This is a genomic window from Bradyrhizobium sp. I1.14.4, assembly GCF_050435825.1.
Taxonomy (GTDB): Bacteria; Pseudomonadota; Alphaproteobacteria; order Rhizobiales; family Xanthobacteraceae; genus Bradyrhizobium.
The window spans coordinates 175,047-200,781 of record NZ_JBNDLA010000002.1 but is presented as its reverse complement, the minus strand read 5'-3'; the positions used below and the strand labels follow the sequence as shown (position 1 = coordinate 200,781).

The 25,735-nt window shown below is 62.0% G+C and carries 25 protein-coding genes and 2 pseudogenes; 13 read left to right on the top strand and 14 right to left on the bottom strand.

Going from position 1 to position 25,735, the window contains the following annotated elements:
- Window positions 1-110: 110 nt before the first annotated feature.
- A complete protein-coding gene (locus ABIB78_RS04660) occupies window positions 111-1,319 on the bottom strand; it encodes a sensor histidine kinase (RefSeq protein WP_429022005.1) in 1,209 nt (402 codons plus the stop codon).
- A 169-nt stretch (window positions 1,320-1,488) separates the two neighbouring features.
- On the opposite strand from ABIB78_RS04660, the gene ABIB78_RS04655 reads away from it, so the two are divergent.
- On the top strand, window positions 1,489-1,845 hold the full coding sequence (locus ABIB78_RS04655; RefSeq protein WP_429022002.1) for a response regulator: 357 nt from the start codon (window positions 1,489-1,491) through the stop codon (window positions 1,843-1,845).
- A gap of 673 nt (window positions 1,846-2,518) precedes the next feature.
- Here ABIB78_RS04655 and ABIB78_RS04650 read toward each other — a convergent pair.
- From ABIB78_RS04650 to ABIB78_RS04640, 3 genes are all read right to left on the bottom strand, one after another.
- Window positions 2,519-2,842: a hypothetical protein gene (locus ABIB78_RS04650; protein WP_429021999.1), complete on the bottom strand. Its 324-nt coding sequence runs from the start codon at window positions 2,840-2,842 to the stop codon at window positions 2,519-2,521.
- Window positions 2,843-2,913: 71 nt separating this feature from the next.
- Window positions 2,914-3,372 (bottom strand): small heat shock protein HspD, encoded by a 459-nt coding sequence (hspD, locus tag ABIB78_RS04645; protein WP_429021996.1) that lies wholly within the window; start codon window positions 3,370-3,372, stop codon window positions 2,914-2,916.
- Between the two features lie 322 nt (window positions 3,373-3,694).
- Window positions 3,695-4,192: a cell envelope biogenesis protein TolA gene (locus ABIB78_RS04640; protein ID WP_429021993.1), complete on the bottom strand. Its 498-nt coding sequence runs from the start codon at window positions 4,190-4,192 to the stop codon at window positions 3,695-3,697.
- 610 nt (window positions 4,193-4,802) lie between these two features.
- Here ABIB78_RS04640 and ABIB78_RS04635 point away from each other — a divergent pair.
- The 4 genes and pseudogenes from ABIB78_RS04635 to ABIB78_RS04620 form a co-directional block, all read left to right on the top strand.
- Window positions 4,803-5,017, top strand: a pseudogene (locus ABIB78_RS04635) (hypothetical protein); the annotation flags it as partial.
- 138 nt (window positions 5,018-5,155) lie between these two features.
- Window positions 5,156-5,422, top strand: a complete 267-nt coding sequence (locus tag ABIB78_RS04630) for a hypothetical protein (protein ID WP_429021990.1) — start codon at window positions 5,156-5,158, stop codon at window positions 5,420-5,422.
- A 346-nt stretch (window positions 5,423-5,768) separates the two neighbouring features.
- Window positions 5,769-5,984 (top strand): hypothetical protein, encoded by a 216-nt coding sequence (locus tag ABIB78_RS04625; RefSeq protein WP_429021987.1) that lies wholly within the window; start codon window positions 5,769-5,771, stop codon window positions 5,982-5,984.
- A 1,237-nt stretch (window positions 5,985-7,221) separates the two neighbouring features.
- A complete protein-coding gene (locus ABIB78_RS04620) occupies window positions 7,222-7,494 on the top strand; it encodes a hypothetical protein (RefSeq protein ID WP_429021985.1) in 273 nt (90 codons plus the stop codon).
- Here the strand turns inward: ABIB78_RS04620 and ABIB78_RS04615 are convergent.
- Window positions 7,484-7,870 (bottom strand): hypothetical protein, encoded by a 387-nt coding sequence (locus ABIB78_RS04615; protein WP_429021982.1) that lies wholly within the window; start codon window positions 7,868-7,870, stop codon window positions 7,484-7,486. The genes ABIB78_RS04620 and ABIB78_RS04615 overlap by 11 nt on opposite strands.
- Before the next feature lie 116 nt (window positions 7,871-7,986).
- On the opposite strand from ABIB78_RS04615, the gene ABIB78_RS04610 reads away from it, so the two are divergent.
- Together ABIB78_RS04610 and ABIB78_RS04605 are read left to right on the top strand one after the other, a co-directional pair.
- On the top strand, window positions 7,987-8,172 hold the full coding sequence (locus tag ABIB78_RS04610; protein WP_429021980.1) for a hypothetical protein: 186 nt from the start codon (window positions 7,987-7,989) through the stop codon (window positions 8,170-8,172).
- 1,356 nt (window positions 8,173-9,528) lie between these two features.
- Window positions 9,529-9,789, top strand: a complete 261-nt coding sequence (locus tag ABIB78_RS04605) for a hypothetical protein (RefSeq protein ID WP_429021977.1) — start codon at window positions 9,529-9,531, stop codon at window positions 9,787-9,789.
- A gap of 467 nt (window positions 9,790-10,256) precedes the next feature.
- Here the strand turns inward: ABIB78_RS04605 and ABIB78_RS04600 are convergent.
- Window positions 10,257-10,610, bottom strand: a pseudogene (locus ABIB78_RS04600) (transposase); the annotation flags it as partial.
- 505 nt (window positions 10,611-11,115) lie between these two features.
- On the opposite strand from ABIB78_RS04600, the gene ABIB78_RS04595 reads away from it, so the two are divergent.
- Window positions 11,116-11,775, top strand: coding sequence for an SCO family protein (locus tag ABIB78_RS04595; RefSeq protein ID WP_429021974.1), 660 nt, complete (start codon window positions 11,116-11,118; stop codon window positions 11,773-11,775).
- On the opposite strand, the gene ABIB78_RS04590 is transcribed toward ABIB78_RS04595, so the two are convergent.
- From ABIB78_RS04590 to ABIB78_RS04565, 6 genes are all read right to left on the bottom strand, one after another.
- A complete protein-coding gene (locus ABIB78_RS04590; protein ID WP_429021972.1) occupies window positions 11,720-12,658 on the bottom strand; it encodes a hypothetical protein in 939 nt (312 codons plus the stop codon). The two genes, ABIB78_RS04595 and ABIB78_RS04590, sit on opposite strands and share 56 nt — an antisense overlap.
- A 152-nt stretch (window positions 12,659-12,810) precedes the next feature.
- Window positions 12,811-13,338 carry a c-type cytochrome gene (locus ABIB78_RS04585; protein ID WP_429021969.1) on the bottom strand — a complete coding sequence of 176 codons (528 nt, stop codon included), beginning with the start codon at window positions 13,336-13,338 and terminating at the stop codon, window positions 12,811-12,813.
- Window positions 13,335-13,865, bottom strand: a complete 531-nt coding sequence (locus ABIB78_RS04580; protein WP_429021967.1) for a DUF3341 domain-containing protein — start codon at window positions 13,863-13,865, stop codon at window positions 13,335-13,337. The genes ABIB78_RS04585 and ABIB78_RS04580 overlap by 4 nt, the downstream gene beginning before the upstream one ends.
- Window positions 13,858-15,213 carry an NrfD/PsrC family molybdoenzyme membrane anchor subunit gene (gene nrfD, locus ABIB78_RS04575; RefSeq protein WP_429021965.1) on the bottom strand — a complete coding sequence of 452 codons (1,356 nt, stop codon included), beginning with the start codon at window positions 15,211-15,213 and terminating at the stop codon, window positions 13,858-13,860. The genes ABIB78_RS04580 and nrfD overlap by 8 nt, the downstream gene beginning before the upstream one ends.
- A complete protein-coding gene (locus ABIB78_RS04570) occupies window positions 15,210-18,116 on the bottom strand; it encodes a TAT-variant-translocated molybdopterin oxidoreductase (protein WP_429021963.1) in 2,907 nt (968 codons plus the stop codon). Before ABIB78_RS04570 ends, nrfD begins: the two co-directional genes overlap by 4 nt.
- Window positions 18,113-18,769, bottom strand: coding sequence for a cytochrome c3 family protein (locus ABIB78_RS04565; RefSeq protein ID WP_429021960.1), 657 nt, complete (start codon window positions 18,767-18,769; stop codon window positions 18,113-18,115). The genes ABIB78_RS04570 and ABIB78_RS04565 overlap by 4 nt, the downstream gene beginning before the upstream one ends.
- Before the next feature lie 126 nt (window positions 18,770-18,895).
- Between ABIB78_RS04565 and ABIB78_RS04560 the strand changes: the two genes are divergently transcribed.
- Genes ABIB78_RS04560 through ABIB78_RS04540 form a run of 5 tightly spaced genes read left to right on the top strand, consistent with a single transcriptional unit; the run spans window position 18,896 to window position 22,729 of the window.
- Complete coding sequence (locus ABIB78_RS04560) at window positions 18,896-19,240, top strand: hypothetical protein (RefSeq protein WP_429021958.1); 345 nt, start codon at window positions 18,896-18,898, stop codon at window positions 19,238-19,240.
- A gap of 40 nt (window positions 19,241-19,280) precedes the next feature.
- Window positions 19,281-20,219 (top strand): cytochrome c oxidase subunit II, encoded by a 939-nt coding sequence (gene coxB / locus ABIB78_RS04555; protein WP_429021956.1) that lies wholly within the window; start codon window positions 19,281-19,283, stop codon window positions 20,217-20,219.
- A complete protein-coding gene (gene ctaD / locus ABIB78_RS04550; protein ID WP_429021953.1) occupies window positions 20,216-21,820 on the top strand; it encodes a cytochrome c oxidase subunit I in 1,605 nt (534 codons plus the stop codon). The genes coxB and ctaD overlap by 4 nt, the downstream gene beginning before the upstream one ends.
- Window positions 21,813-22,457, top strand: coding sequence for a cytochrome c oxidase subunit 3 (locus ABIB78_RS04545; protein WP_429021950.1), 645 nt, complete (start codon window positions 21,813-21,815; stop codon window positions 22,455-22,457). Before ctaD ends, ABIB78_RS04545 begins: the two co-directional genes overlap by 8 nt.
- Entirely contained in the window at window positions 22,454-22,729 is a 276-nt protein-coding gene (locus ABIB78_RS04540) for a cytochrome C oxidase subunit IV family protein (protein ID WP_429021948.1), read from the top strand. Before ABIB78_RS04545 ends, ABIB78_RS04540 begins: the two co-directional genes overlap by 4 nt.
- A 1-nt stretch (window position 22,730) precedes the next feature.
- On the opposite strand, the gene ABIB78_RS04535 is transcribed toward ABIB78_RS04540, so the two are convergent.
- Together ABIB78_RS04535 and ABIB78_RS04530 are read right to left on the bottom strand one after the other, a co-directional pair.
- The gene (locus ABIB78_RS04535) at window positions 22,731-23,960 is read right to left on the bottom strand and encodes a c-type cytochrome (protein WP_429021946.1); all 1,230 of its coding nucleotides are present in this window, start codon (window positions 23,958-23,960) and stop codon (window positions 22,731-22,733) included.
- Window positions 23,953-25,731 carry a GMC family oxidoreductase gene (locus ABIB78_RS04530; protein ID WP_429021944.1) on the bottom strand — a complete coding sequence of 593 codons (1,779 nt, stop codon included), beginning with the start codon at window positions 25,729-25,731 and terminating at the stop codon, window positions 23,953-23,955. The genes ABIB78_RS04535 and ABIB78_RS04530 overlap by 8 nt, the downstream gene beginning before the upstream one ends.
- Window positions 25,732-25,735: the final 4 nt, after the last annotated feature.

Sequence of the window (25,735 nt, the reverse complement as noted above, 5' to 3'; positions counted from 1 at the left end):
CTGACCTGCATCGGGCGGTCATGGAGCTCGCGCCCGAGGACAGGCGGGACCGGGGAAAAGTGAACCAGGCCGCAGGGCGTGTCGATCGCCGATTATGAATGCTCGGCGCGTCATGTGGCGCTCGCCTCCAGCGGTACATCAAGCCGGACGGTCACGCCCGTTGGCGTGTTGGAGGCCACATCAATGCGTCCGTCGAGTTGAGCGAGCAGGCTCTTGATCACCTTGAAGCCCAGGCTTGCCCGGGGCTGGTCGATATCGAAATCCTTCGGAAGGCCTATTCCCCGGTCCGACACCTCCACGTGCAGGTCGGTGCCGCGCCGCTCGCCCAAAACCTCGATTTCCCCGGGGCCATAGGGGTAGGCATGCTTGGCGGCATTCGTCACAAGCTCGTTGATCAAAAGCCCGAGCGGGATCGCCTGGTCGGCCGAAATCATCAGGTGGCCGAAGGTATAGCGAACCGTGTGAGAAACCGTCTCCTGTAGCTTCCGGCAAAGCTCGCCGGCGAAATCGGCGATATCGACGTATCCGATCCTGGCGCTGCGCCATAAGTGGTCGTGGACCTGCGCGATCGTGGTGATGCGCGAAGCCGCGTCCTTGAGCGCGTCCCGGACTTCCTCCGACTGCGCGCTGCAGCTCTGTACGCGCAGCAGCCCTACGACGGACGCCAGGCTGTTCTTGACGCGGTGGCTCATCTCCCGCGTCAGCATGGCCTGGTGGTCAAGGGCCTGGCGGAGATCAGCGTCGGCATGCTGGCGCTCGATGGCGATGCCGAGCAGCCCGGCGAAACCGGCGAGGAAGTCCGCATCGGCAGGGTCGAATTGCCCGGGTTCGGGACTGTCGACCTCAAGGACTCCGAACGGCAGACGACCTTCGCCGCCGCGCGCGATCAGCACATTAATGGCGCGCCGGATCCCATGATCCGATAGGAGCTTCGGCGTCCGAAACCGGGTTTCCTCCTGGAGGTGATTGGAAATCACTATCTGTCCGGTTTGGAACGCGTAGCCGGCGGGGGAATCCAGATCGACGCCAAGTGACACCTGGCCAATCACCTCCGATTCCCAGCCGACGCCGGCACGCAGCAGCAGCCGTTCGTCGTCGGGCATATACTCCAGGACCTTGGCGAACGGGGTTTCGAGGCCTTGGGCGCAGAGCTCGGTTGCGCGCTGCAGGATTTGCTCGATGTCGCGGGTCTGCAACGCGGAACGGCCGAACGCTCCCAACAGGGACTGCTGTCGCAGGCGATATGGAAGTTCCTGCCTGGTCGCGTCGGTCGCTTTGGCAGGGGCCGACATCGACTCTTTCCCAGATGGAGCTGGCATGAAAATCCTTCAGGCAATCGAGGTCGAGCTCTCGGCGTTCCGAAACCTAGCACGATGCCGATGCGACGGCAGGGATTTCGGGTTCTGGACCGGTCCTGCGCGGCCTTCCCCGGCCCGTGGAACGATGCACCCCCGGCGCACTTAAGCTCGGCAAAGGAAGGTGCTGTGGATGGCGTCAGCAGTCGGGCGGCCGGTCGTTCTCGTTGTGGAAGACGAGTCGCTGCTCCGGACCAGCGGGGCGGAGATGGTCGCTGACGCGGGCTACGAGGTGGTCGAGGCTGGCAACGCCGACGAGGCGATCGCCATCCTCGAAGCCCGAGCCGATATCCATATCGTCTTCACTGACATCCAGATGCCTGGATCGATGGACGGCCTCAGGCTTGCGCGGTTCGTGCGCGACAGATGGCCCCCGATCAAGCTTGTCGCCACATCGGGACGCGTGACCATCAGCGATGGCGATCTTCCGGAAGGCGGGGTGTTCATCCCTACACCGCCGCAACGATCGCCGAGGTCCTCGGGAGCCTGACCACCCCACCTTGACGACCGTCAATCCTGACGGTTCACGGAGCCTTCACGTCCGCAGTTCGACGTCGCGTGCTGAGCGAGCGGAGTATCGCACGAAGATCCGGACCTACGTCACCGAGCACAAGATCCGTCCGGCCGAGAGCCGGGAGAAGATCGTCGTCGACTCGCCTTTGACGTCACGTCGAGCTCGAAGCGGTGCCGACCAAATAGGGCCCCTCGCTCACCAAATATCGCTATGTCTATTCCGGCGAGCCCGTTCTGCTGGGGATCCGAGAGCCGGACCGTCGTCTAAGAGATGGAACGATTCCACCGTTTGCTGCGGAACAGGCGGCCCAACATTCGTTGCGCCGACTCAAATTGACCGCGCCGCCGCAACGCGCCGCGAATTCGCCCACTGGCGACTCTCCTCGATCGGCTCGGTAATCTCAGGCCGCCGGCCAAGTCAGGCCCCGGTCAAACTCGAGTGTTCTATCCGCCTTCGGCGGCCGCAGGGATCCCTCCAACAGCCGCCGGACCTGCGGTGATCGGATGGGATCTTCGTTTCCGCGGCAGTACCGTGCAACCGGCTGTGGCCGGCCGTCCAGCATCTGCGCGAACATGGCCGTCCATCGGCGCTCGAACCGGTTCACGACGTGATGCGGCACTATGATTTCGTCCATCGCGTCCCTCCCTCACTACGCGGCCAGGGCCCTGGACGTCGAACGCAGACGATTTGGCTTGCCGCCCGGCGGATTGCGGGGACCGCCATCCAGTTCGCACAAGGCCTCAAGAATCTCGTCGATGGAGACGGGCGCCTTGAGGCCGGCTGGTGCCCGCAAGGCGGGGCACGAAGCGATCGCCGATACGCCCGATGCCCAGGATGCCAGAATAGCGCGCTTCTCCGAAACCGACAGGGAAGGATCCGCGAGGACGTCCTTCGGATGATCGAAGACCGTGCCGGAATGCAGCAGCGCGTTGATGTCGAAGACGTTGTCGTGGAAAGCGGTCGTCGGCCGCATGTTCTCCTCCATTCCTAACGATGTCCGGTGCCGCGCGTCGGGCGACGCGCGGCAATCCTGCAGTGGATGGATCAGGCCGCCTTGGCCTCTATCTGATGGACGCTGTCGGCAGTCGATGCGCCGTTGATGGGGATCCGCCGCGGCTTCATGGCCTCGGGGATTTCCCGGACCAGTTCGATCTTGAGCAAGCCGTTGTCGAAGCTCGCGCCCTTCACCTGGACATAGTCCGCCAGGTTGAACTGCCGCTTGAAGTGCCGGGTCGAGATTCCCCGGTAGAGGAACTCACGCTCGGCTTTTTCGCTTTTGCCGCCTTCGATCGTCACCACGTTCTGCTCGGCCGTGATCGAAACCTCGTCGGGCGAGAAACCCGCAACCGCCAGCGTGATCTGGTAGCGGTCTTCGGCCAGGCGTTCGATGTTGTAGGGCGGGTAACCTTCTTCCGTGGCCCGCTGCGCCGTCTCGGCGAGGTCGAACAGGCGATCGAAACCGATGGTCGATCGGAACAGGGGAGAGAAGTCGTAAGTGCGCATAGCCAAATCCTCCAAAGAGCAAGATGGATATGAGGCACCGGACACGACCGGTGCCCGTCTCGATCCCGAGGCCCAGAAGGCACCGCGGGAGCCACTTCCAAGGTGGCGCCAAATGAATTAGCAAAACCGTTTTTTGTTTCAAGTGCAGGAACGAAAAAATTTCGAAGATGCGGGTCGGGCCGGCGCCGGGGTGGTTATCGTCTCCTCCAGCGGCTTCGACGTGGGACGCAGACGATCACGAAGCTTGCCCACCAACCGTTGCCCGCCCCCATCAGTCTCGGGCTCGCCGGAGAACTTTTTCGAGTTGACGTCTCTCCTTCTCCTAGCGGGCGTCCTCGGCCTGCGATCTTCTTTCGAGAGCCTCCATCTGGGCTCGGATGCTCTCCGCCTGCTCGGCGTGCTCCCGCGCGGCTTCGTCCAACGCCGCCTGTGCCTTGTCGACGGACGCCCGCCGTCGTTCACGCTCTTTTTCCCTGGCGGCCTCTTCCTTTTCCCGTTCGCGATCGCGGCGCTCCTGCTCGCGTTTGTACGCGAGTGCCGCCTTTCGCTCCGCCGCTTTGTCGGCGGGCCGCGATGAACTCTTCTTCGGTCTGCGGGCTTTCGACTTGCGGGTGACTTTGGCCGGTTTGTCGGTGTCGTCCAGATCGGTTGGTCGTTCGGCATGCTCTCCGAAGGGGCCGTCGGATCCGACGGGGCGCTTGAGAACGACGCCCGGCTTCGCCATGGTGGCGGCGACGACATCCGGATCGTAGCTTTCCCTGGCCGCGCCCTGATGGAAGAGGTTGCTGTGAGCGCCCCACGCCTGCAGCGCCGCCTTCATTGGGGGGAGCGGCCATCGCCAGATCAAAGAAGCCCAGCGAAGTCTGATAGGTTTTCAGTTTTCTGGCCATCCGACTGATCCGCCCTCCCCGATCGATCGTCAACGTCGCGCACGCCACGGCGCCTGCGGAACATGTCGAGGCCTCGTAGCGTTCCCTAATCCTTGAAGGACGTCTACCCATGAGAGGCGCCCGTCACTCGATAAGAAGCATGCCCACGCCGACAACGAGGGCGACGAAAGACATTCCCGCGAGGGAAAGAAAGCAGAGGTCTAGGCCGTCAATGCGATGCTTAAACATTTGCGAGGATTACGCCTTTGTACCAGTGGCCCGCATTAAAGCATGCATGTCAGTGCGGTTGTCCTAATCCCCGAGTGCTGCTGGGTTTAGCGGGGTCGCGTCCGTCACTGGACCGGAATCTTGCTGTTTCACTGACCGGAAAAGTGGGAGACAGGGCCGCGATCCCAGCTCGGGGTTGAGCTGGAGCTAAAGCGGGCATAGGAGGCTGAGCGGCCAACCTCCGCCACGATGTTACGACTTTTCCGAATTTCAACTACATTGATCGCAATTGCCGCAGCGCGCTACTACTTGTGCGCTGATGGCTTAGCGCTATATCGCTATCTCGAAGTGAAGTGTCTCGGCTGCGAGACCGTCAGACGGTCGAGCTCGATATCGTGTGGCGACCGAAGTGGACGCCTGTCCACGAGCTTGAGCGCCACATGAGGTGCAAGGACTGTTCACGCCAGCAGGGCCATCCATTCAAGCGGAGCCTTGTGGTGCTCCGGACCGACAAGATCTCGGCAATGAACCCGCCGTCTACATGGTGACTTGGGGAGCGGTAGGTCGCGCGTCCGACCGCACAGCCTGCACCATGATGAAACAGCTAAGATGCTTGATCTAGGAGCAGCACATCGAAAGAATGCAATCCTGCTGGCCGGGGGCGCGCCGAGGCGGGACTTCGAAAAATGACCGACAAAAGACGCGGGAAGCTGGCGACCGAGTACAGCCCCGCCTTCGTCATTTTGGTGGATGGCTATATCACCCAAGGCAATTTAACCGCGCTTCAGAGCCTTCGGTCTATCTACACCGCGGCCACGCGCAGGCCACTGGTCTCCAATCGGCAAGACAACCTGGACCTAATGTCGATCTTCAAAACTCGCCTCGATCTCCTGGACGAGGCCATCACAACAGTCAGTCTCGACGCTCTCAAGCTGCATCTCACTCAAGAATGACCATTGTGAAATACGTCGGTGACCGCCCCTACTCCGACCCAGCAAAAGCCTCGCGCAGGATCAGGAGCATGCCCGGCATTCGAACCGATCCAGGATGGCCGGGTCTACATCGAGAAGCTGAACGACCCGTTCTTACGTGACGACAGGGGCCCCGCCGGCTGAGTACGTCGCCGGGCTCAAACTGGCGATCGCGCATGGTTGGCTGGAGCCCTTGCATGAGAGCGGCACCTTCACGCGGATGACTCAGGCAGGCAAAGACCTGTCCGCATAAGCTGTTGCTAGGAACGAACCGGATTTGCAGCGTTTATTTTTGTAGGTTAGCACGCAAGCTAAAATACGACGAACGATGTACAAAGACGCGATCATGGACGAGCTAAGGCAGATTGAGCTCGATGTGGTCGAAGGCGAAAGGCGGCTCGCGGACTATGAGGCGCGGCTCATCGAAGTGAAGCGGCTGAATGAAGACACGACTAAACTTCAGGCCGAGCTTGAAATATTGCGCAAGAATCAGCTCGACCGGGAGCAGAGCCGTCAACGCCTACTTTCGCTTCTGCATCCCTAGCGGTTCGAAAAGAAACGGCCCCCAGCTAGCGGAGATCAGCTGAGGCCGCGCTTCCCATTCGTCCAGAACGCTGGGCGCATGACAACCGTCATCGAACGCGCTTCGTTCCTGCTCTCAAATTGATCGCTCCGCAAAGGTCCTGACGTCTGCAGGGCGCGTCGGCAAAGGAAACGGCCCGAGCACCTTTGGGACCGTGTGGGCCGGTGCTAAGTCCGTTGCCTGACTTCCGAGCCGAGGAGTTCGAGACAGGCGTGGCCAAGCATGCTCACGTCAGCGATCTAACCTATGTGAATCGTCTTGGTCCCGATACGGAGTGTCCTAGCTGCGCCCACAAAGTGCCTCAAACCCAACCCCTCTTCGATGGAACTTTTGGTTTCGTTGCGCCTTCTAATTCCGTTTTTGGATAACCACCAGCTTTGGAGAGAGGAGCCATGAAGCGACGGCGCCGGATTAAGCAAATTTTCCCGCTTGAAGAACGTCTTGCCATAGAAGCCAAAGCGCTACGACAACAAGCTAGGCAACTTCCCCCAAGTCGTGAGCGAGAGGTATTGCTGAGGAGAGCTCGACAAGATGAAACTGCGGCTCATTTGACCGAGTGGCTAACGTCTCCTGGCCTCCGCGGTCCAGAATGATCAAGCAGTAGTCCTTATCCATTACCAATGTATCGAACTCCGATGCTTGGTGAACTACCGGGCGAACGCGCTGGGTGCTGGGTGTGGCGGACAAGGCTTGGATAATTGCACACCTTGTGGACGCGCGATCCGTTAACGAGCAGTAGTCTGTTTTGAAATGGCGAGTGGCCTATTTCAGCCAATCGCCGCCGGTTAGGAACCAGGCACCGGGAGCCTCCGTTATTGGTCCGGCCGCGTTGCTTGGCAACAGCACAGGTTGTGGAAGCTGGCCTTAGCGCGCGCCTCTCGCTGAGGCTGGTCTCCGATGAGCGGTGTCGGCTATGCAGGACGAGCTTCAATATTGCGGTCATCGACTTGTCGTAGTTGAGCAACCCGGCGGTGGATATCTGGTCGAGATTGTCACCCCTTCAGACCGTCAAACCATCAGAACGATGACCTATCAAAGTACGCGGGAAGCGATCGCTGCAGCCAAGAAGACCATCGACAAGCATCCCGAAGACAGGCGATTGGATCGAGGCCGATTCACACCGAGATCGCTTTAGGAACGATCTCAAACACCCGCTGTTTTCCAGTCTGATCTATTAAAGCGGGAAGGAAACGACCAAATGAAAATTGCAAAAATCGCCTTGGCTACCGCATTCATGCTCGGCTCAATTGCTGCAGCAACTGCACAGGGCGCCGGTGGTGGCGGAGGCGGAGACTCACCGTCCGCGACGACCGGTCAGGGCGCGTCCAGCAGCCCGAGTGCGGCAAATCCGGGCGCGACGCAGAATGACCCGAAGATGAGGGAAGGCACGACGGGCAAGAGTGGCACGATGTCCAAAGGCGGCACGATGCCAAAGGACGGCACGACGTCCAAGGACCACATCAAGAAGTAAACCACACGTCGCAAATGGCTCGGCGTGCATGAAATTCGGCCCCAGCATGTCCTTCCGCGGGGCCGTTTTCTTTTCGGAGTCGAAAAAACGGTTTCGGATACTTAGTTCCAGTAGTGCCTATCATGCGAAAGCCGATCGAGATCCCACCCGCGGTCGCCCGCCAGTTTGCCGCCAAGATGCGGCTGTTCCATGCCGAGTGTGTGCTCTGCTTTGACGCTCTTATAGTCTGCTCAGCCTCCTCAGCCAGCGCGCGGTGGTGCGCGGCCAGCTTGGCGAACATCTCCTTCTTGATCTCGTTGGTTGCGAGTTTGCTGATTAGCTCGCACTCCTCAGCCTCAATCCGAAGCTTTTCCAGGCGCGTCTGCATATCCTTCATAGGAAAAAGGATTATTCCATGTGAAAGCTGCCTGGGTACAGATGGTTTTGCGGGGAAGAACGGATACACACGCCCGGTCCTGACGGGCATCAATCACAACAAAAGTGAGACGTTCAATGGCGAAGAAGTCGAAGAAGCCCCTGCGTCTCCCCTATTCGAAGGATGATTTGAAGGCGCTCAAAGCGCACTCCCGGGCGCGAACTCCTGTAGGCAAGATCCCCAAGGAAATGAAGCGCAGCATCCCGGCGCTCCGCGCCAAGGCTCACCTTTTGGGCATCGGGCTTGGAGAAAATCAGCGCTGATGACGTTCAGCATGCGTTGGGGGAGCGGCTTGGTTTAACGGCAAGGTCACTCCCAGGCGTCGGCCGCCACCCAGTACCCCCGTGAGGCGCTCTCACTGTCTCGGTGCTCTCCTAATTAGGACACTCGCGACGGGGAATTAGGACACTTGTCAAATGGAGGTAGCCCGGGAGGGGTCCATTTCCCGGTCGCGCTTTCGCAGTACAGTCAATAGCGCTGCCGTCCGGAACGAGCGCTGAGTATGGCGCTCCGGATCGATGAGCGCAGAGGCCCTGACGCGCTAGCCCCCGTTGGGGCCTTTGCCGTTTGCGATACCCCCCAAACGAACAAACGCCGCCCTCTTAAAATACATGCGGAGCGGCGTTAGCTTCTAGCCCCAGGAAGGATGTGCAAAATCCTGATGAGGATAAGATGCACGAAAACGCGTAAAGGTTTAATACGTCAAAAGAAGTAACTTTGGCGCGCGCATAGGGAGCGAGGTGCAGCGCGGCCAATCTCGGCGGAAACCCTCACCGTTGCCAGAGGGACGCAGTATCGAAGCTGCCGACCTCCAAGGGATAAATTGGCGGATCAGGCAACGGCCCCAGGCCCCCAGAGGTGCTGGGGCCATTTCTATTTGGAACACGGGCGGGACGACTACGGTTATCGCGGGTCCGGCGCCGTGTGGTTTTTGCAGCGCTGGGAAGATCGAAGTACAACTCGGCTCCAGCTGGCACCTCGCTGGGGCCGTTTCTTTGGGACGCTCGCGACGGGGAATTAGAACGCTAGGCTCGTTGTTTTCTCCGGTGCTCAACGAAGCGGCCCCAACCTGGGGGCCGCCAACCCGAACTGATACGGGTTTTCTTCCAGCAGTCGGGGGGCAGCCTTGGCTGGCTGGAAGCTTCGAATAGACGTTCTGTCCGTCCAATCGTTCCTTACCTACCCGGGTGCATCCCGGAAAAAGTGGCAAAGTTTTCCGCCCTACTTGAACGCGCGGCCGACGCCGAGATCGACCTGATGACCCAACCGAGCTGGTCGAGGTGACTTTGTTCGTGCTCGATATCCTGGCGCGGCGGCCGACCCGTGGCGCCAAGCGACCGGCAGCGAGGGTCAAAGGGGGCGGCGCAGCCGCAACGGCCGGCGGCGCACCTGGAATCGTAGCTTGGCTGAAAAGCCGACATTCGTCGGCCCTGATCGGCGAACAGCCACGAGCACCGCACCGCCACAGTCCACTGAACCTCCTCGGCGCGGACGAGGATCGTCCGCAGCATTGCAGCGAAAGGCTGTCGCGACAAATTTATTCTTGCCCTGTACGGTACCCGACAGACAGATTTTCGACAACTGATCAAAAAAAAACGTGTCGAGTGAGGAGACGGATGATGGGCACAACGGGAGCAGGTTTTCAGCCGGAGTTAATCAAGCTAATGAAAGCAGTCCTCGGCGATGCTGCCGCGACGCTTCCGTCATCGAAGCGCACATCGACGATGATGGCCGAAATGGCTTCGCGGATTCTTGCTTGTGCCGCCAAGGGCGAACGAGACCCGGCGGCGCTAAAAATTGCGGCACTGTTGGCCGTGGTTGAGTGTTCGTACTATTTCGAACGACATCTCGCCCGAACGACGTGCAGTATGAGAAGGTAGAGCGCGAGGTGTTGCCTTGAAGACTTGAGATTGAGCCGATTGACTGGCATCAATAATTGAGGTGTCAAATGACCAAAATCGGTGAACGGACAACCGCGAACATGGACATAGTGCTTGAGGAAGCCTGCCGACGTTTGCCGCACGGCGGCGACCACGAAATCCGAAAGTACGTCGCTAAAAAACTCCTGAAAAGCGCAAAAAAGGAAACGTCACCCAGGAAGAACTGCGGCCTGTGGCTAGCCGCGCGTTTTCTGTCCTGTCGAGGCGCAGATCGGTCTAGTCGCAAATCGGCCTAAACAAGCCGGATTTCCAGTCTGGGTCCGGGCTGTGTGAAAATCGCGCAACTTCGGGCGCACCGGCGCATTACGCGGCCGCCGAGCTTCTCATTCGGTGGAATCGACCTCCTGTCGTCTCAGTGGCACCAGGAGCTTCATGTAGGCGCTGATTCGGTCACGCAGAGGCCGGCCTCACGCCTGCATCGCCTCCAGCAATCCGCCTACGCCCACGATCATCATCACGCGCTTCATGTTGTAGGCGAGCACGTTGAGCGCCATCTCGGTGGCCACCTTTGGCAGCCTTTTCGTGAGAAAGTGCGTTGCTCCCATCCAACACTTCATCGTGCCGAACGGATGCTCCGCTGTCTGACGGCGGACACCGACTGCATCGGGGTTGTGGTCGAGCCGATCCTGAACTTTCTCCAGAACGGCCTCGTGCTCACAGCGTGAGATGCGGCGCTCAGGGCCTGTCGTGCGCTGAGCTTTTAGCGCGCAGGTTTTGCAGGTGCTTGTCCAATAGCGGCGCAGTGTCTTTCCGTCCTCTACGTTCGTATAGTGATAAGTCAGCTCCGGGATAAGCATAATCAATGGCTTGCCGGGCGCACCGCAGCGCTTATCCGGTTAAAAATGGGCATCCCGTCGCACGGTGATTGATAGTGGCGCCTTTGCAAGCCAGCTGCTGGTTTGATTCCTCGCTCGAATTTTGAGGTCATCGAATGAAGACAGATGCGTCGCTAGCATAAGGCCCACGATTCTCCTCTCATAAGGGTCGCTTCCTTCGGTAACGACCCGAATATCCGATTGAGCCCCACTGGCCGAATGCAAGGGTAGTTCCCGCTGGAACCGACTGTACCCTCCGTCGATTGACAGTTCGATTGCGAGTCATCGGATGCGCCACTCACGGCACCCTTTGCGTTTCATTCTTGCTCCGATGGCAAGCGTGCTCCTTGCGCTTTCGCTGCTGCCTGTAGCGGGGTCCGCGGCCGTGACGTCGCCGCAATTCGAACAGGCCACCCTTCTGCCTCGAGTGGGAGAGCGATTGCCTCTGCGAGTGCCCCTCACCGACGAATTCGGTGCGACCAAGCCGTTGAAGGCTTGGCTGGGCGACGTGCCGACGATCTGGATCGCTGCCGACTATACCTGCAAGACCCTTTGCGGACCGATAATATCAATCGTCTCCAGGGCGCTCGCCGATACCGGTCTGAAAGCTGGAGCCGCTTACCGCCTGATCGTCTTCGGGCTGGATCCAAAAGATACGGCAGCGGATGCGCAAGTGATGAAGAGTTCGCAGATCGGCTCCCAGACCAATCTCTCTAGCCAGTCTGTCTTCCTGCGAGCAGCTCCGACCGACGTCGCCGACCTGTTGGCGGCATTTGGCATACAGGCGACCTATGATGCCGAGCATGATCAATTCGTACATCCTGCCGCCGCTTTCGTGTTGACGCCCGAGGGACGTATATCGCGGACCCTTTCCGGCATCGCTGTCGAGCCAGGCAATCTCCGGCTGGCGCTTGTTGAAGCAGGCCGCGGTCAGGTCGGTGGATGGTCCGACCAGGTACGCTTGCTTTGCTATGGGTTCGATCCAGCAACCGGTGTCTACATGCTTGCAGTGCGACGAATACTGCTCGGCGCCGGGGTGATCACGATGATCGCCGTCACGACGCTGGTGGCGATCCTGATCCGGCGGGATATCTCGCCCAGGTCAGGCTGAACATGCGACCGTCATTCGCAACGAGCGCATCGTAGGTCAGCCATAGCAGGCCGCCCAGTAAAAGCAGCGCGGCAAGCAGCATTAGAGTTGTCGTCAGCGGTGCAATACGGTGAATCGCCGGCAGGATGAGAACCGCCGCCTCGCAACCGCGCATCGCCAGTGTCACTCCGCACAGCATCATCAGCACGCGGGGATCGGATCGAACCCTTGCGCTCAGCAGTGCGCAGAACGGTAGGACGAGCTGCCCAAAAGCGACCACTGCAAGCAGGTATTGCCACCCTTGCTCCGACCTCGCCTGATACCAGGACACTTCATCGGGGATGTTGCCCGACCAGATCACGATATACTGCATGGCATGGAGGTAGGCCCACAGCAGGATGAGCGAGAGCAACAGGCCGCTGTAGCCGGCGCTGCGGCCGATCCGGCGTCCCGAGAGCAGGCTGACGCCGAGCACGAATGCGAAGCCGCTGAGCAATGTAAAGCTGAGGAAAAGAAGGCCGTAGACCGAGGAATGAAAGTCCGGCTCGAGTGATTCCATCCAATCGATGCCGGCGAGCGAGACGGTCAAAGCGTAGACGACCAATCCGACCGACGCCGCGCGCACCATGGTGGCTTCGTCACGCCATGCCCGGCGGAGCCACACCGCGAGCCCGATCCAGAGCCCAAAATAGATCGCGCCGCGTAAAACAAAGAACCATGGCGCAAGGTAGTACGCTTTGAACGGCGGCAATGCAGACGGTTCGGCCATTGCCGGATAGATATGCTTCATGAAAAGCAGGATGGGCAGCGATGCCAGGGCCATGACCGGCAGCGTTGCCGCCGCGGCGGCGAATTGCGCGTGGAGCGCTTCCGTCCAGACGCGACGGACCAGATAGCTCGTCATCCACAGTGCCAGCGCACCGATCGGGACCGCAGCCCACGCCACCCAGGCCACGAGATAGGCCGATGCCGTGGATCGGCTGTCGAGGATGAAGCCGGCCACAAGGGCCAATCCCGTAACGAGCAGAAAGGCCATCCCGAGATCACGGCGCATGCTCATGGCTGCCCCGTGAGCTTTGCGCGCTCATCTGGCGGCACATCCTCGATCGAGGCGCGGCGGCTGAGCTGCAGGGCGCGGATATAGGCCACGATGGCCCAGCGATCCTGCGGACCAACGCGCGCGGCGTAGGAGTACATTGCGCCATAGCCGTTGGTGATGACGTCGAAGAAATGCTGGTCGTCAGCTGTCACCAGACGGTCGACATGGTAGCTGGTCGGGTGCGGCATCCCGCGATGAACGATGATGCCATCGCCGTCGCCGCCTGCGCCGTGGCACGGCGAGCAGAAGATCGCAAACCGCCGCCGGCCGCGATCCAGCAGCTCAGCCGATAATGCGGGCTTGGTCGTCGCCCTCTCCCGCTCCAGATCGCCGCGCGCCACGGTGTTGGCCGGCGAAGGGCGCAACATGCTGCCGCGGAACAGTGGCGCGCGGGAGTACTCGCTGTATTTCGGCTGAACGTCCATGTTCTGGTCGCAGGCTGCGAGCAACAAGGCGAGCGCGACAGTGAGCGCCCATCTGGTCATGGCGGCACGCGCTCCACCGAGGAGGCGCCCACGCCGGCCAGGAACGCCGCCGTCTCTCGGTCGTCGAACATCGGATCCTCGCTTTTGACGCAAAGGAAGAAGCGATCCTTGCTGGCGAGGTGGAAGCGCGGCGCCGCGAAAACGGGATAGTTGAGCCGCGGCAGACCGTTTTGCCAGAGCATGGCGACCGCCATAGCAAGCGCGGAGAACAGGATGGTCAGCTCGAACGTGACCACGGCGAACGCCGACAGCGCGTAGACCGGCCGGCCGCCGACATTCAGCGGATAGTCGTAGTTGACGAACATCTGCATCAGGAGGGCCGTGCCCGCTCCTGCAAAAGCTCCAATCAAACCGACCAGGGAGATCCATGGACGCTGAAGCTTCAGGATGCGCGCCAGTCCCTCGACGGGGAATGGCGTGAACGCGTCGATGTCACGGTAGCCGGCCGCACGCGCCTGGCGTGCGGCAGCCAACAATGCTTCCGGGCTATTGAACTCTCCAAGCATTCCATAGGTGCGCTCAGCCATGCTGCGCCTCCCGCTTTTCCTCATGGAGAAGCTCCTTGGTCTCGAAGATCGAGATCATGGGGACGAGGCGCACCGCGATCAGGAACGGCACCAGGAACAGGCCGATCGTGCCGAGATAAGTCGACCAGTCCCAGAAGGTCGGCGTGAACTTGCTCCACGACGACACTAGGAAGTCACGATAGAGGCTGGTGACCAGGATCATATCCCGCTCAAGCCACATCCCGATCGCAACCGAGATCGATATCAGCAGCAGCGCCCAGCCGGAGCGCCGCACGCCCCTCCACCACAGCGCCTGCAACGGCACGAAGTTGAAGAGCACGGCACCCCAATAGGTCCAGGCGTAGACGCCGGCGACGCGGTCGATCAGCGTTCGTATCTCATGCGCCTCACCGGAATAAAGCGCGTCGAACACCTCGAACACGTAGCCATAGGCCGTCATCAGCCCTGTCGCCAACAGGACCTTGCCGAGCACGTCGAGATGATCGTCGGTGACGAGATTGCGCAGCCCGAACCAGGAGCGCAGCGCGACGGCGATGATCGCGACCACGGCGAAGCCGGAGAATGCCGCACCGAGCACGAAATAGGGCGGAAAGATCGTCGAGTGCCATCCGGGGATCTGCCCGGATGCGAACAGCAGCGACACCTCGCTATGCACGGACACGACCAGCGGCACCGCGAGCGCAGCGGTCACCCGATAGGCCTGCGACCAGCGCAGCCAGTGCACCGCCGAGCCGCGCCAGCCAAGCGAGGTGATGCCGAAGAAGATCTGCCAGCCGCGCCTGGTTGCGCGGTCGCGCGCCGCGGCAAGATCCGGGATCAGCCCGGTGTACCAGAACACCAGGGAGACCGTGAGATAGGTCAGCACCGCCCAGATGTCCCACTCCAGCGGGCTGCGAAACTGCGGCCAGACGCCCATGGTCGCGGGATAGGGAAACATCCAGTAGACATACCAGGGTCGGCCGAGGTGCAGGATCGGGTAGATGCCGGCGCAGATCACGGCGAACAGCGTCATGGTCTCGGCGAAACGGTTGAGCGAGTTGCGCCATTTGCTGCCAGTTAACAGCAGCAGCGCCGAGATCAGTGTCCCGGCATGGCCGATCCCGAGCCACCAGACGTAATTGTGGATTGCAAATGCCCAGTTGACGGGAATGTTGATGCCCCAGATCCCGACGCCACGCGTAAACAGCTCGGTGACCGAGATCATCAGCAGCAACAGCAGCGCACTCGCGAAGGCCATCGCGATCAACCAGCGGCGCTGCGCCGGGAAGTGCAGCGGAATGCCGGTGAGCTGGTCGGCGATGCCGCCCATGCTCTGCCGCCTCGGCAGGATATCGGAGTGATCGCTCATCCCTGTCCGCTCCCCGACCCGTCATCGCGCCAGCGCGCCAGATAGGTGGTGCGCGGCCGTGTCCCGAGTTCCTCCAGCAGGACGTAGTGCCGGCCGTCGCGCTTCAGCCGCGCCACCTCGGAATTGGGATCCTTGATGTCGCCGAACACGATCGCCTTGGTCGGACAGGCTTGCTGACAGGCGGTCACGACCTCGCCGTCGCACAGCGGCCGGCTCTCCTTGTCGGCGGCGACGTGGGCCGCCTCGATCCGCTGGACGCAATAGGTGCACTTCTCCATCACACCGCGCGAGCGTACGGTCACCTCGGGATTATGCGCCGCCTGCGTCGGGGACTCGACAGGCGCCCGGTAGTCGAAGAAATTGAAGCGCCGCACCTTGTAGGGACAGTAGCTCGAGCAGGTCCGGGTGCCGATGCAGCGATTGTAGACCATCTGGTTGAGCCCTTCCGGGCTGTGCGTGGTCGCATGCACCGGGCATCCCATCTCGCATGGCGCGTCCTCGCAATGCATGCAGGGCACCGGCTGGAAGAAACTCCTGGGCTCCTCGATGCTGCCGTCATAGTAGCGGGCGATCCGCAGCCAGTGCATCTCGCGGCCGACCTTGACCTGATCGGCCCCTACGACCGGAACGTTGTTCTCAGCCGTACAGGCGGCGACGCAGGCATTGCAACCGATACAGGCATCAAGATCGATCACCATGCCCCAGGCGTTCTCCGATGACGCCCATTTCGAATAGAAGCTCGCCTGCTCGGACGATGCCGGTTTCGCGGCCTCACCGGGGGTTAGCTCTCGAACGAAATCAAAGCCTTCCATGCGGTGATGGAGCTGCGTGACCGCGAGCGCTTCGCTACCGCCGATCTTGCGCAGGCTGCCCTTGGCGAGCCACGGCCGGTCCGGCGGCCGCACGTGGTAAGCATCATAACCAAGACCGTCGCCGACCCGCCCCGCCCGTGTCCGGCCATAGCCGAGATAGAGCGCCACCGTGTTGCCGGCCTGTCCCGGCATGATCCAGACCGGACCTGTGACGCTGCGATCGCCAATCCCCACCTCCACGTGATCGCCGTTGGCGACCGCGATGCGTTTCGCCAGATGAGGGGCGATCGCGACGACATTGCTCCAGGTGACGGTCGTCAACGGCTTCGGCAGCTCCTGCAGCCAGCCGATATTGGCGAATTGACCATCCCATACGGTCGGATCGGGCCGGAACACAACGTCGATTTCGTCAAGCATTGGCGGTGCGGCGACGGCTCCGCTGACGGGCTTTGCGTCCACAAAGGCGGCAGCGCCCTCAATGAAACCATCGTTGAGTGCTTGTTTCCAGCGCGTCGAAAACGCGTCGCCGAATGCGGCCTGCCAAGTCGCGCGCACGGCGGCATCGGACGTGGGATCGATCTCGCCGAGCAGCATCGCGAGGATCTGATGAACGGTCCTCACGTCATAGAACGGCGCGATCAAAGGCTGGATGATGGTGGCCGTTCCGTCAACCGCTCGCGCGTCGCTCCAGCTCTCAAGCGCATGCGCGAGCGGAAGTTGCCACTCGCAGATCGCGCCGGTCTCGTCGCGCTGCAGACCGAGATGAAGCGATGTCCGCACGCGCTGTAACGCTTCCGCCGCCTTGAGTTCGCCAGGGGAGCTGTACGCCGCGTTGCAGTCGATCACGATCACGGAATGAACTTGTCCCGCGTTGGTGTCGGAGACCAATTCTGCAAGCGTCCCCGCACCCGCCGGGCCGGCGATCGGGTCGGTGAATTTCAGCGTCCGTCCGGCATTGCCAAGGGCGTCATTGATCCGCGCGCTCCAGATCGCAGCCGCCTCGCCGCCGACCGCGCCGGCGACGACCAAAGATTTACCGCGCGCCTTGTCGCAGGCATTAGTTACGCGCTTGATCCAATCGCGCTCACGCTCCGCGAGTTCTCCCGTGGCAGCGCCGGAAACGCCTAACGCATTTGCCAGCGCTTCCGCTAGAACGGGCATGCGCGACGCATCTGCGATCAGCCGGTTGCCCGCCACCGCGCCGGTGGCCGTCGGCGCGCATTCCGCCATGAACAGGCGATTGCCCGGACGATCGGCAAAGCGATGCCGGGAGGCTGCCCAGGCACGTGCATTACGCACCTGATCGAGGCCTGGGCCGAGAATGTCATCGTCGAGGCTGACAATGACGTCGCACTGCTCGAATGCGTAATGCAGATTCAACGGCTTGCCATACGCCGCGCCGGCAAGTTGCTGCTGCGCGGCAGCCTCCGTGGGAGCATGGAGATGAACGCGAGCCTTGGGAAACTGCTTCAGCAGCGCATCCAGCTGTCGCAACAATGTCGGCGACGTGATCGGGCCGACCAGCAGCCGCAGTCCCTCGCCTCCATCCCGGCCCCATCCCTCGCGGAGCACGCCGATTGCCGCGACCACGTCCTTCCAGCTCACGGGTTCGCCGCGGCGAGTCGGTGCGCGGGCACGGTCGGGATTGTAGAGCCCAAGTACCGCGCTCTGCATGAAGGCGTCGCTACGGCCACCTGTGACCGGGTGCTCGGGATTGCCGTCCAGCTTGGTCGGGCGCCCCGAATAGGTCGTCGCTATCACCGGCTGCGCATGTCCGTCGAACACGACCGCGGTGGCGTAGATGCGTGGGGTTCCGATCGTCGCGCCGTCGGGTTGGTCGACATAGGGCAACGCCGCCACGAACGGGCTCTTCTCGCAGCCGGCAAGCCCGGCAAGCGCGAAAGACGCCCCCATCAGCTTGAGAAACTGGCGCCGGGCGGTCGGCGAAAACTGCTGCGCGGCCGGATATTCGGCATCGACGAAGGCCCGGAACGCTGGATCGTCAGACAGTTCCTCGATAGCTGACCATTGGCGTGGTCCGCCTTGCGGCGGCACCACGTGATTATTGAACCGTCGAAGGTCGCGCTTCATCGGTGACACACCGTGCAGTGGGTGAGTTCGCCGAGGCGGATCTTTTCATGCGCCGCGATCGCCTCGCCTTTGGCGCGAGCGTCCGCGGGCGGCGTCCACGCCATATCGGTGATGTGGTCCGGCGCCCGCAGCCTCGGTGCGGGGTCGCGATGACAATCCAGACAGAACTCCATGGTGAACGGCTTGGCGCGATAGGTCAGCGCCATCTGGTCGATGCGGCCGTGACAGCTTTCGCAGCCGACGCCCTTGGCGATGTGAATGTCATGGCGGAAATAGACGTAGTCCGGCAGCTTCGCGACGCGGGTCCATTGGATCGGTGTGTGGCGAGCAAGGCTTTGTCTGACCGGTTCCAGCATCGCCGCATTGGTCCAGATCTGCGAGTGGCAGGTCATGCACGTTTCCGTCGGAGGCAAGCCGGCCTGCGGGCCCTTTTCGACGTCGCTGTGGCAGTAGCGGCAATCGATCCCAAGTTCGCCCGCATGGTGACGATGGCTGAACGGCACCGGCTGCTGCGGGCGGACATCGGTCGAGGTCATGTAGGCGGACCGCGCAAAACCGATGATGCCAACCGTGCCACCGGCCATCAGCGAAAGACTTCCAACGAGGAACAACCGCATCCACGTATCGGCGGCGGGTGAAAAGAGCTGAGCCATCCGGGCCGACCAGCTGGCGGGTAACCTGATCGTCAATCTCGCCTCAGCCGATTGGTTCCTAGCGGAGGAACACCGGGACCCGTTCCGCATTGACTATGGGCGCAAGGACCCGGGAACACGGCTCAGATGAGCGGCTTCGACTTCGAGCGGTCGGACATCGCAACCAATGCCATCGCCTGGATCGCAGCCGGTCTTGGCGCCTTCGTGTTGATCGTTCCGCTCGCAATGCCGCTGATCTTTCCGCAATCGTTGCACTACGCCAGCCCCGTTGCGCGACCGGCGCTGAGCTCGAACGCTCCACCGCTGGAAGTCGCACCGTCTGAAGAACTTGCACGTGCGCAGCGCGACGATGCCGAGATCATCGGCACCTATGGCTGGGTCGATCGCGACCACGGAATCGTGCGCGTGCCGGTCAAGCGCGCCACCGAACTACTGCTGCGAAAGGGCCTGCCGGGATGGCCTACCCCGTGAATTGCGATCGCTCCGCCAGGCCCCCCGCGGTAGCCTGAGCATGTGGCGCCAGTGGATTCCGTTCTGGCACCCCGGCGTGTCCCCGGAAGGCGGCGACGTCGATCTGCTGTTTGCCGGCCTTCTCATCGCCAGCGCGCTCGTGCTGGGTCTGCTGTTCTTCCTGCTCGCGCTGTTCTGCGTGCGCTATCGCGCCGGTAACGAGGTCGACCGCGAGAACCACGAGGCCAAGAGCTGGCACTGGGAGGTCAGCTGGACCGCGGCATCGCTGCTCTGCTTTCTGGCTCTCTTCGTCTGGGGGGCCAGCGTCTACTTCGAGCTCTACCGCAGGCTCCCCGACGAACTGACGGCTTTCGTGGTCGCCAAGCAGTGGATGTGGAAGGTCCAGCATCCCGGCGGTCAATCCGAGATCAATGCGTTGCATATGCCGGTCGATCGTCCGATCCGGCTGGTGATGGCTTCCCAGGACGTCATTCACAGCTTCTTCGTTCCTGCGCTCCGGCTGAAGCACGACGTGGTCCCCGGCCGCTACCAGGATCTAGAACTCACCGCGCAGAAGACTGGGCACTATCACCTGTTCTGCGCCGAATATTGCGGCACCGCGCATTCCGGAATGATCGGTGAGGTCGTGGTGATGGAGGAATCCGATTTTGCCAACTGGCTCGCACAGCAGGCGCCTGTAAGCGCGCTCGCCGATGAAGGCGGCGCGCTGTTTCGCCAGCTCGGATGCAGCGGCTGCCACAGCGCGAGCAGCAAGATCCATGCCCCGCAACTAGAAGGCATCTACGGCAGCCCTGTCCCGCTCTCCGACGGCAGCACCGTGATCGCCGACGACAAATACATCCGCGATTCGATCCTGCTGCCGCGCAGCCAGATCGCCGCGGGTTACGAGCCGCTGATGCCATCCTTCGAGGGCAAGGTCACCGAGGATCAGCTGCTGCGCCTGGTCCTTTACATCAAATCGCTGGGCCGACAGCCATGACGGAACCCGATTACCTCAACGCCAACTACACGCTTCGTTCGTGGTTCTTCACCACGGACCACAAGCGGATCGCGATCCTCTATTTCGCAAGCCTCACGATGTTCTTCTTCATCGGCGGCGCGGCGGCGACCGCGATTCGGATCGAGCTCGCTACGCCGCAGGCGGATCTGGTCAGCGACGACATCTACAACCGCCTGTTCACCATGCATGGCATCATCATGGTGTGGTTCTTCCTGATCCCGTCGATCCCCAACACGCTCGGCAACTTCATTGTACCGCTGATGATTGGCGCGCGCGACCTCGCTTTCCCGCGGCTCAACCTGCTGAGCTGGTACATCTTCATGCTCGGCGGCAGCGTAACGCTGTTTGCGATCCTCGCCGGCGGCATCGATACCGGCTGGACCTTCTACACCCCATTCTCGACACTCTATTCCAACAGCTACGTCATGGTCGCCGCTGCCGGCGTCTTCATCGCCGGGTTCTCGTCGATCCTGACTGGCTTGAATTTCATCGTCACCATTCACCGGCTGCGCGCGCCGGGATTGACGTGGTACAGGCTGCCCCTCTTTCTGTGGTCACTCTACGCGACCTCGGTGATCCTCGTGCTTGCCACTCCGGTGCTGGCGATCACGCTGGTGCTGATCGCAGTCGAGCGCTTCTTCGGCGTGGGCTTTTTCGACCCGCGCATCGGCGGTGATCCGCTGCTGTTCCAGCATTTGTTCTGGTTCTACTCGCACCCGGCGGTCTACATCATGATCCTGCCGGGCATGGGCGTGATCAACGAGTTGGTCTCGTGTTTTTCTCGCAAGCCGGTGTTCGGCTACAAGTTCGTGGCCTGGGCGAGCCTTGCGATCGCCGCGCTCGGCTTCCTGGTCTGGGGCCACCATATGTTCGTGACCGGGCAATCCCTGCTCGCGAGCCTCGTGTTCTCCTTCATGAGTTTCGTCGTCGCGGTCCCCTCCGCGATCAAGGTGTTCAACTGGACAGCGACCCTGCACAAGGGATCGCTGCGGTTCGATGCGCCGATGCTGTATGCACTGGCCTTCATCGGGCTGTTCACGATCGGCGGCCTGACCGGCCTGTTTCTCGCCTGCCTTGCCTTCGACGTCCACGCCACCGACACCTACTTCGTGGTCGCGCATTTCCACTACATCATGGTCGGTGGCATGGTGACCGCATATTTCGGCGGATTGCACTACTGGTGGCCCAAGATCACGGGCCGGCTCTACTCGGAATACTGGGCGCGGGCCGCCGCGATCCTGATCTTCCTCGGTTTCAATCTGACATTCTTCCCGCAATTCGTGCTCGGTGCCGAGGGTATGCCGCGGCGCTACCACGTCTATCCGCCGGAATTCCAGGTCTGGAACGTGCTGTCGTCGGGCGGCGCCACCATCCTGGCCGCCGCCTACTTGCTGCCGTTGTTCTACCTTGGCTATTCCGCGTTCTTCGGCTCGCGCGCGCCGGCCAATCCCTGGGACGCGCCGGGGCTCGAATGGCAGACATCGTCGCCGCCGCCCGAGCACAATTTCGACGTCCAGCCTGTCGTGACGCGCGCGCCCTATCAATACCGCAACTTCGAGGCGGAGCCGCAGAATGCCTAATAGCCCCGCCGTCGCTCCGCAGTTTGCTTCCGCCAGCCATCGCGATGAGACCGCCGAGCTCGGCATGTGGGTCTTCATCGCGACCGAAGTGCTGCTGTTCGGCGGTCTGCTGCTCGCCTATTTCGTCTATCGGCACGCTCACCTGCAGGGCTTTGCGGCCGGCAGCCGCCACACCGAGATCGTGATCGGAACGGCGAACACTGCGATCCTGCTCACCTCCAGCTTCCTGGTCGCCTGGGCGGTCGAGATCTTCGCGGCGGAGACACGCAGGTTGACCGCTGGGCTCCTCGCCGGCGCGATCTGCCTCGGGCTTGCCTTCATCGTGCTGAAGGGCATCGAGTATCACGGGGAGTACGAGGAACATCTCGTGCCGGGCATCGATTTCCGCTTCACAGGGGACCTCGCCAACGGCGTCCAGCTGTTCTTCATTTTCTACTTCATCGCGACTGCGATCCACGCGCTCCACATGATCATCGGCATCGGGCTGTTGGCGGTGCTCGCGCTGCTTTGCCGTGGCGCCCCTTCGACCCGACACCGCGCGGCACTACATAGCGCGGCACTGTACTGGCATTTCGTCGACATCGTCTGGATCTTCCTGTTCGCGCTGATCTATCTGCCGGGAAGGTCGACCTCATGACGCAACGGCGCCCCTCGCTTCCGCTTGTCGCCGCCTGGCTCGGCCTGCTGGGCTTGCTCGCACTGACCGTAACGGTGGCCTATGTGCCGCTCGGCGCGGCGAACGCCGTTGTGGCGCTCGGCATCGGTATCGCCAAGGCGGCGCTGGTCGCCGCGATCTTCATGGAGCTGCGGCATCGCAATGCGCTGACTCTGGTGTTCGCCGGCGCTGGATTGTTCTGGCTCGGCATCCTGCTCTGGCTCGGCCTGATGGATTTTATGACCCGCACGTGAATCAGTTTGTCCTAGCGTGGAGTGCCGCTCGCTCCGTCCTGACCTGCTCCTCGCTGACCGCTGGACCCTTGCCCCAATGATTGCGGACATAGCTGGCGACGGCAGCGACCTGCGCGTCGTTGAGCTGCCAGGCGAACGCCGGCATCGCCGGGCCTGTCGGCTCCTGATCGGTGGCGACGCTCTGTGCGCCCTGCAGGATCACCCGCAACACCGTCGTCGGGTCGCCGGTATCGACCGTAGCTGCGCGCGAGAGATTGGGGATCAGGTTCGGGACACCGGTCCCGTCCGATTTGTGACAGGCCGAGCAGAGGTCCTGGTAGATCGCGCCGCCGGCAGCGAGCACCTTCTGGTCGGCCGAGCTATTCGCCGCAGCCTTTGGTCCGGTGACATCCTTCAGATACGTCGCCATCGCCTTGACGTCGGCGTCAGTCAGCTTCGACGTCGAGAGATCGACGACCTCACCCATCAGGCCTGCGGCCGCCGCGAACCGATTGTGGCCGGTCTTGAGATATCGCGCGAGATCGTCTGTCGACCACGACGCGAGCGGTCCCTCTCCGCTGGTGATGTCGGGCGCCACCCAGCCCTGCAGCGTGTAGCCCTGCAAGCTCGCTGACGCCTTGTCGCCGCCGAGGAACGTCTTGGGCGTATGGCAGGCACCGCAATGGCCCGGTCCTTGCACCAGATACGCGCCGCGATTCCACTCCGCGGATTTGTCGCGATTGGCGTGAAACTCGCCCGGCGAAAAGTAGAGCTTGTCCCAGGCCAACATCGCCATCCTGATGTTCAGCGGAAATGGCAGCTTGTTGGAAGCCACGGCGTTGTGCACTGGCGCGATCGTCGAAAGATAGGCGCGGATATCCTTGGTGTCCTGGCGCGACATCCGCGTGAAGTAAGGGTAGGGCATCGCCGGATACAGCCGCTTGCCGTCCCGGCGGATGCCCTGTCGCACGGCCGCGTCGAACTCCTCATCGCTCCAGGCGCCGATCCCGGTATCGCGATCGGGCGTGATGTTCGGCGCGACCAGCACGCCGAACGGCGTCTCGATCGGCCGTCCGCCGGCGAAGGGATGCTCGCCGCCCGGCACCGTGTGGCAGCTGCCGCAATCAGCAGCGTTGGCCAGGTAGCGGCCGCGCTCGACCGCCGCGAAGTCCTGCAGACCCGCGCTGACAGCCGCCCCGCCGCTTGCGACGAGCGCGGCAACCATCAGCGCGAGCTGCAGCCCTCTAGCCATTGATCAACTGTCCTGGAGTCTTGAGGTACTTTCCACGGATCGCGTCCGCGGCCCAATAGGCCAGCGCCGCGACCGTACCGGTCGGATTGTAGCCGGCGTTCTGCGGAAAGGCGCTTGCGCCCAGCACGAACAGGTTCGGCACCTCCCAACTCTGCAGATAGCGGTTGAGCGCGCAGGTCGCGGGATCGGTGCCCATGACCGCACCGCCGCACAGATGCGTGGTCTGGTACTTCGTGATGTCGTAGGGCCCGTTGCGATATTCCTTGTGCACCTGCCGCGCGCCCATCGCCTGGAAGATCTCGGCGAACTTGTCGGTCAAGAACCTGTTCTGCTTGATCTCGTTGTCATGGAAATCCATGGTGATGCGCGCCAGCGGACGGCCGAACCGGTCCTTGTAGGTCGGATCGAGGTCGACATACACGTCGCGGTAGCTGTACATGCTGCCGTGCACGCCGGTGCCGGGCTTCAATGCACTCTGATAGTTCTCCTTGACCGCCTTCTTCCACTGTGCGCCCCACAGCGGCGTTCCCGGCGGGATCGGCGTCGTTTCGATCGGCCGGCCGTTGGTCTGCACCTGCCCCATATAGCCGCCGCCGACGAAGCCATGCGGCCCGTGATCGAAATTGTCGCCATTGAATTCGTCGATGCACATCCCGATCGCTCCTGATGCGATGAAGGGATTGAAGACGAACTTGGCCGGGTCGAAGAAGCTGACGACGTCGGAGATCGTCTGATGGGTGAAGTTGCGGCCGATCACGCCAGTGTTGGCCTGCGGATCGTAGGGCTTGCCGATCCCGGACAGCAGGAGGAGCTGCACATTGAAGATCGTGTAGGCCGAAAGCACAACCAGATCGGCCGGCTGTTCCCATTCGTTGCCGTCGGTATCTACGTAGGTGACGCCGGTCGCGCGCTTGCCGGAGCTGTCGAGGTCAATCCGTACCACCTCGCTGTTGTCCCGCGCCGAAAAATTCGGCTTGCGGATTAGCGCCGGCAGGATCGTGGTCTGTGGCGAGGCCTTGGAATAGTTGCCGCAGCCGAACCACTCGCAGAACCCGCAATAGGTGCAGGGCCCGAGGCGCACGCCGAGCGGGTTCTGGTAGGCACGCGACATGTTGCCCGACGGCTGGGGAAACGGCTTGTAGCCGAGGCCGCGGGCCGCTTTGGCAAACAGCGTGGGGCCGAATGGCTGGTCCTGCGGCGGATTTGGATAAGGACTCGAGCGCGGTCCCTCGAAGGGATTGCCGCCTTCGATGATCTTGCCTTTGACATTGCCGGCCTGCCCCGATGTACCGCACAGATATTCGAACCTGTCGTAATGCGGCTCGAGTTCATCATAGGTGATGCCCCAGTCCTGGATCGTCATATCCTCGGGCAGGAAGTTCGCGCCGTAGCGTTCGGTCAGATGCGTGCGCAGCACGAAATCCGAGGGCAGGAACCGCCAGGTCTCCGCATTCCAGTGCACGCCGCCGCCACCGACACCATTCGGCGGCATGAACGCGCCCCAGCTGCGGATCGGCAGCGCCGTCTGGCTCATCTTGTTGCGGAAGGTGAAAGTGGTTTGGTCCGGACGGAGAAACAGCTCGTGACGGATCCGGTAGCGCAGTTCGTCCGCAGCGTAACCCGGCGGGAAATCGGTCGCGGTGTTGCGCCACGGGCCGCGCTCGATGGCGATCACGTCAAGCCCGGCGCTCGCGAGTTCGTAGGCCATGATCGAACCGGTCCACCCCAGACCGACAATCACGACGTCCTTGCGCGGCAGCTTGCGGGCCATTGGT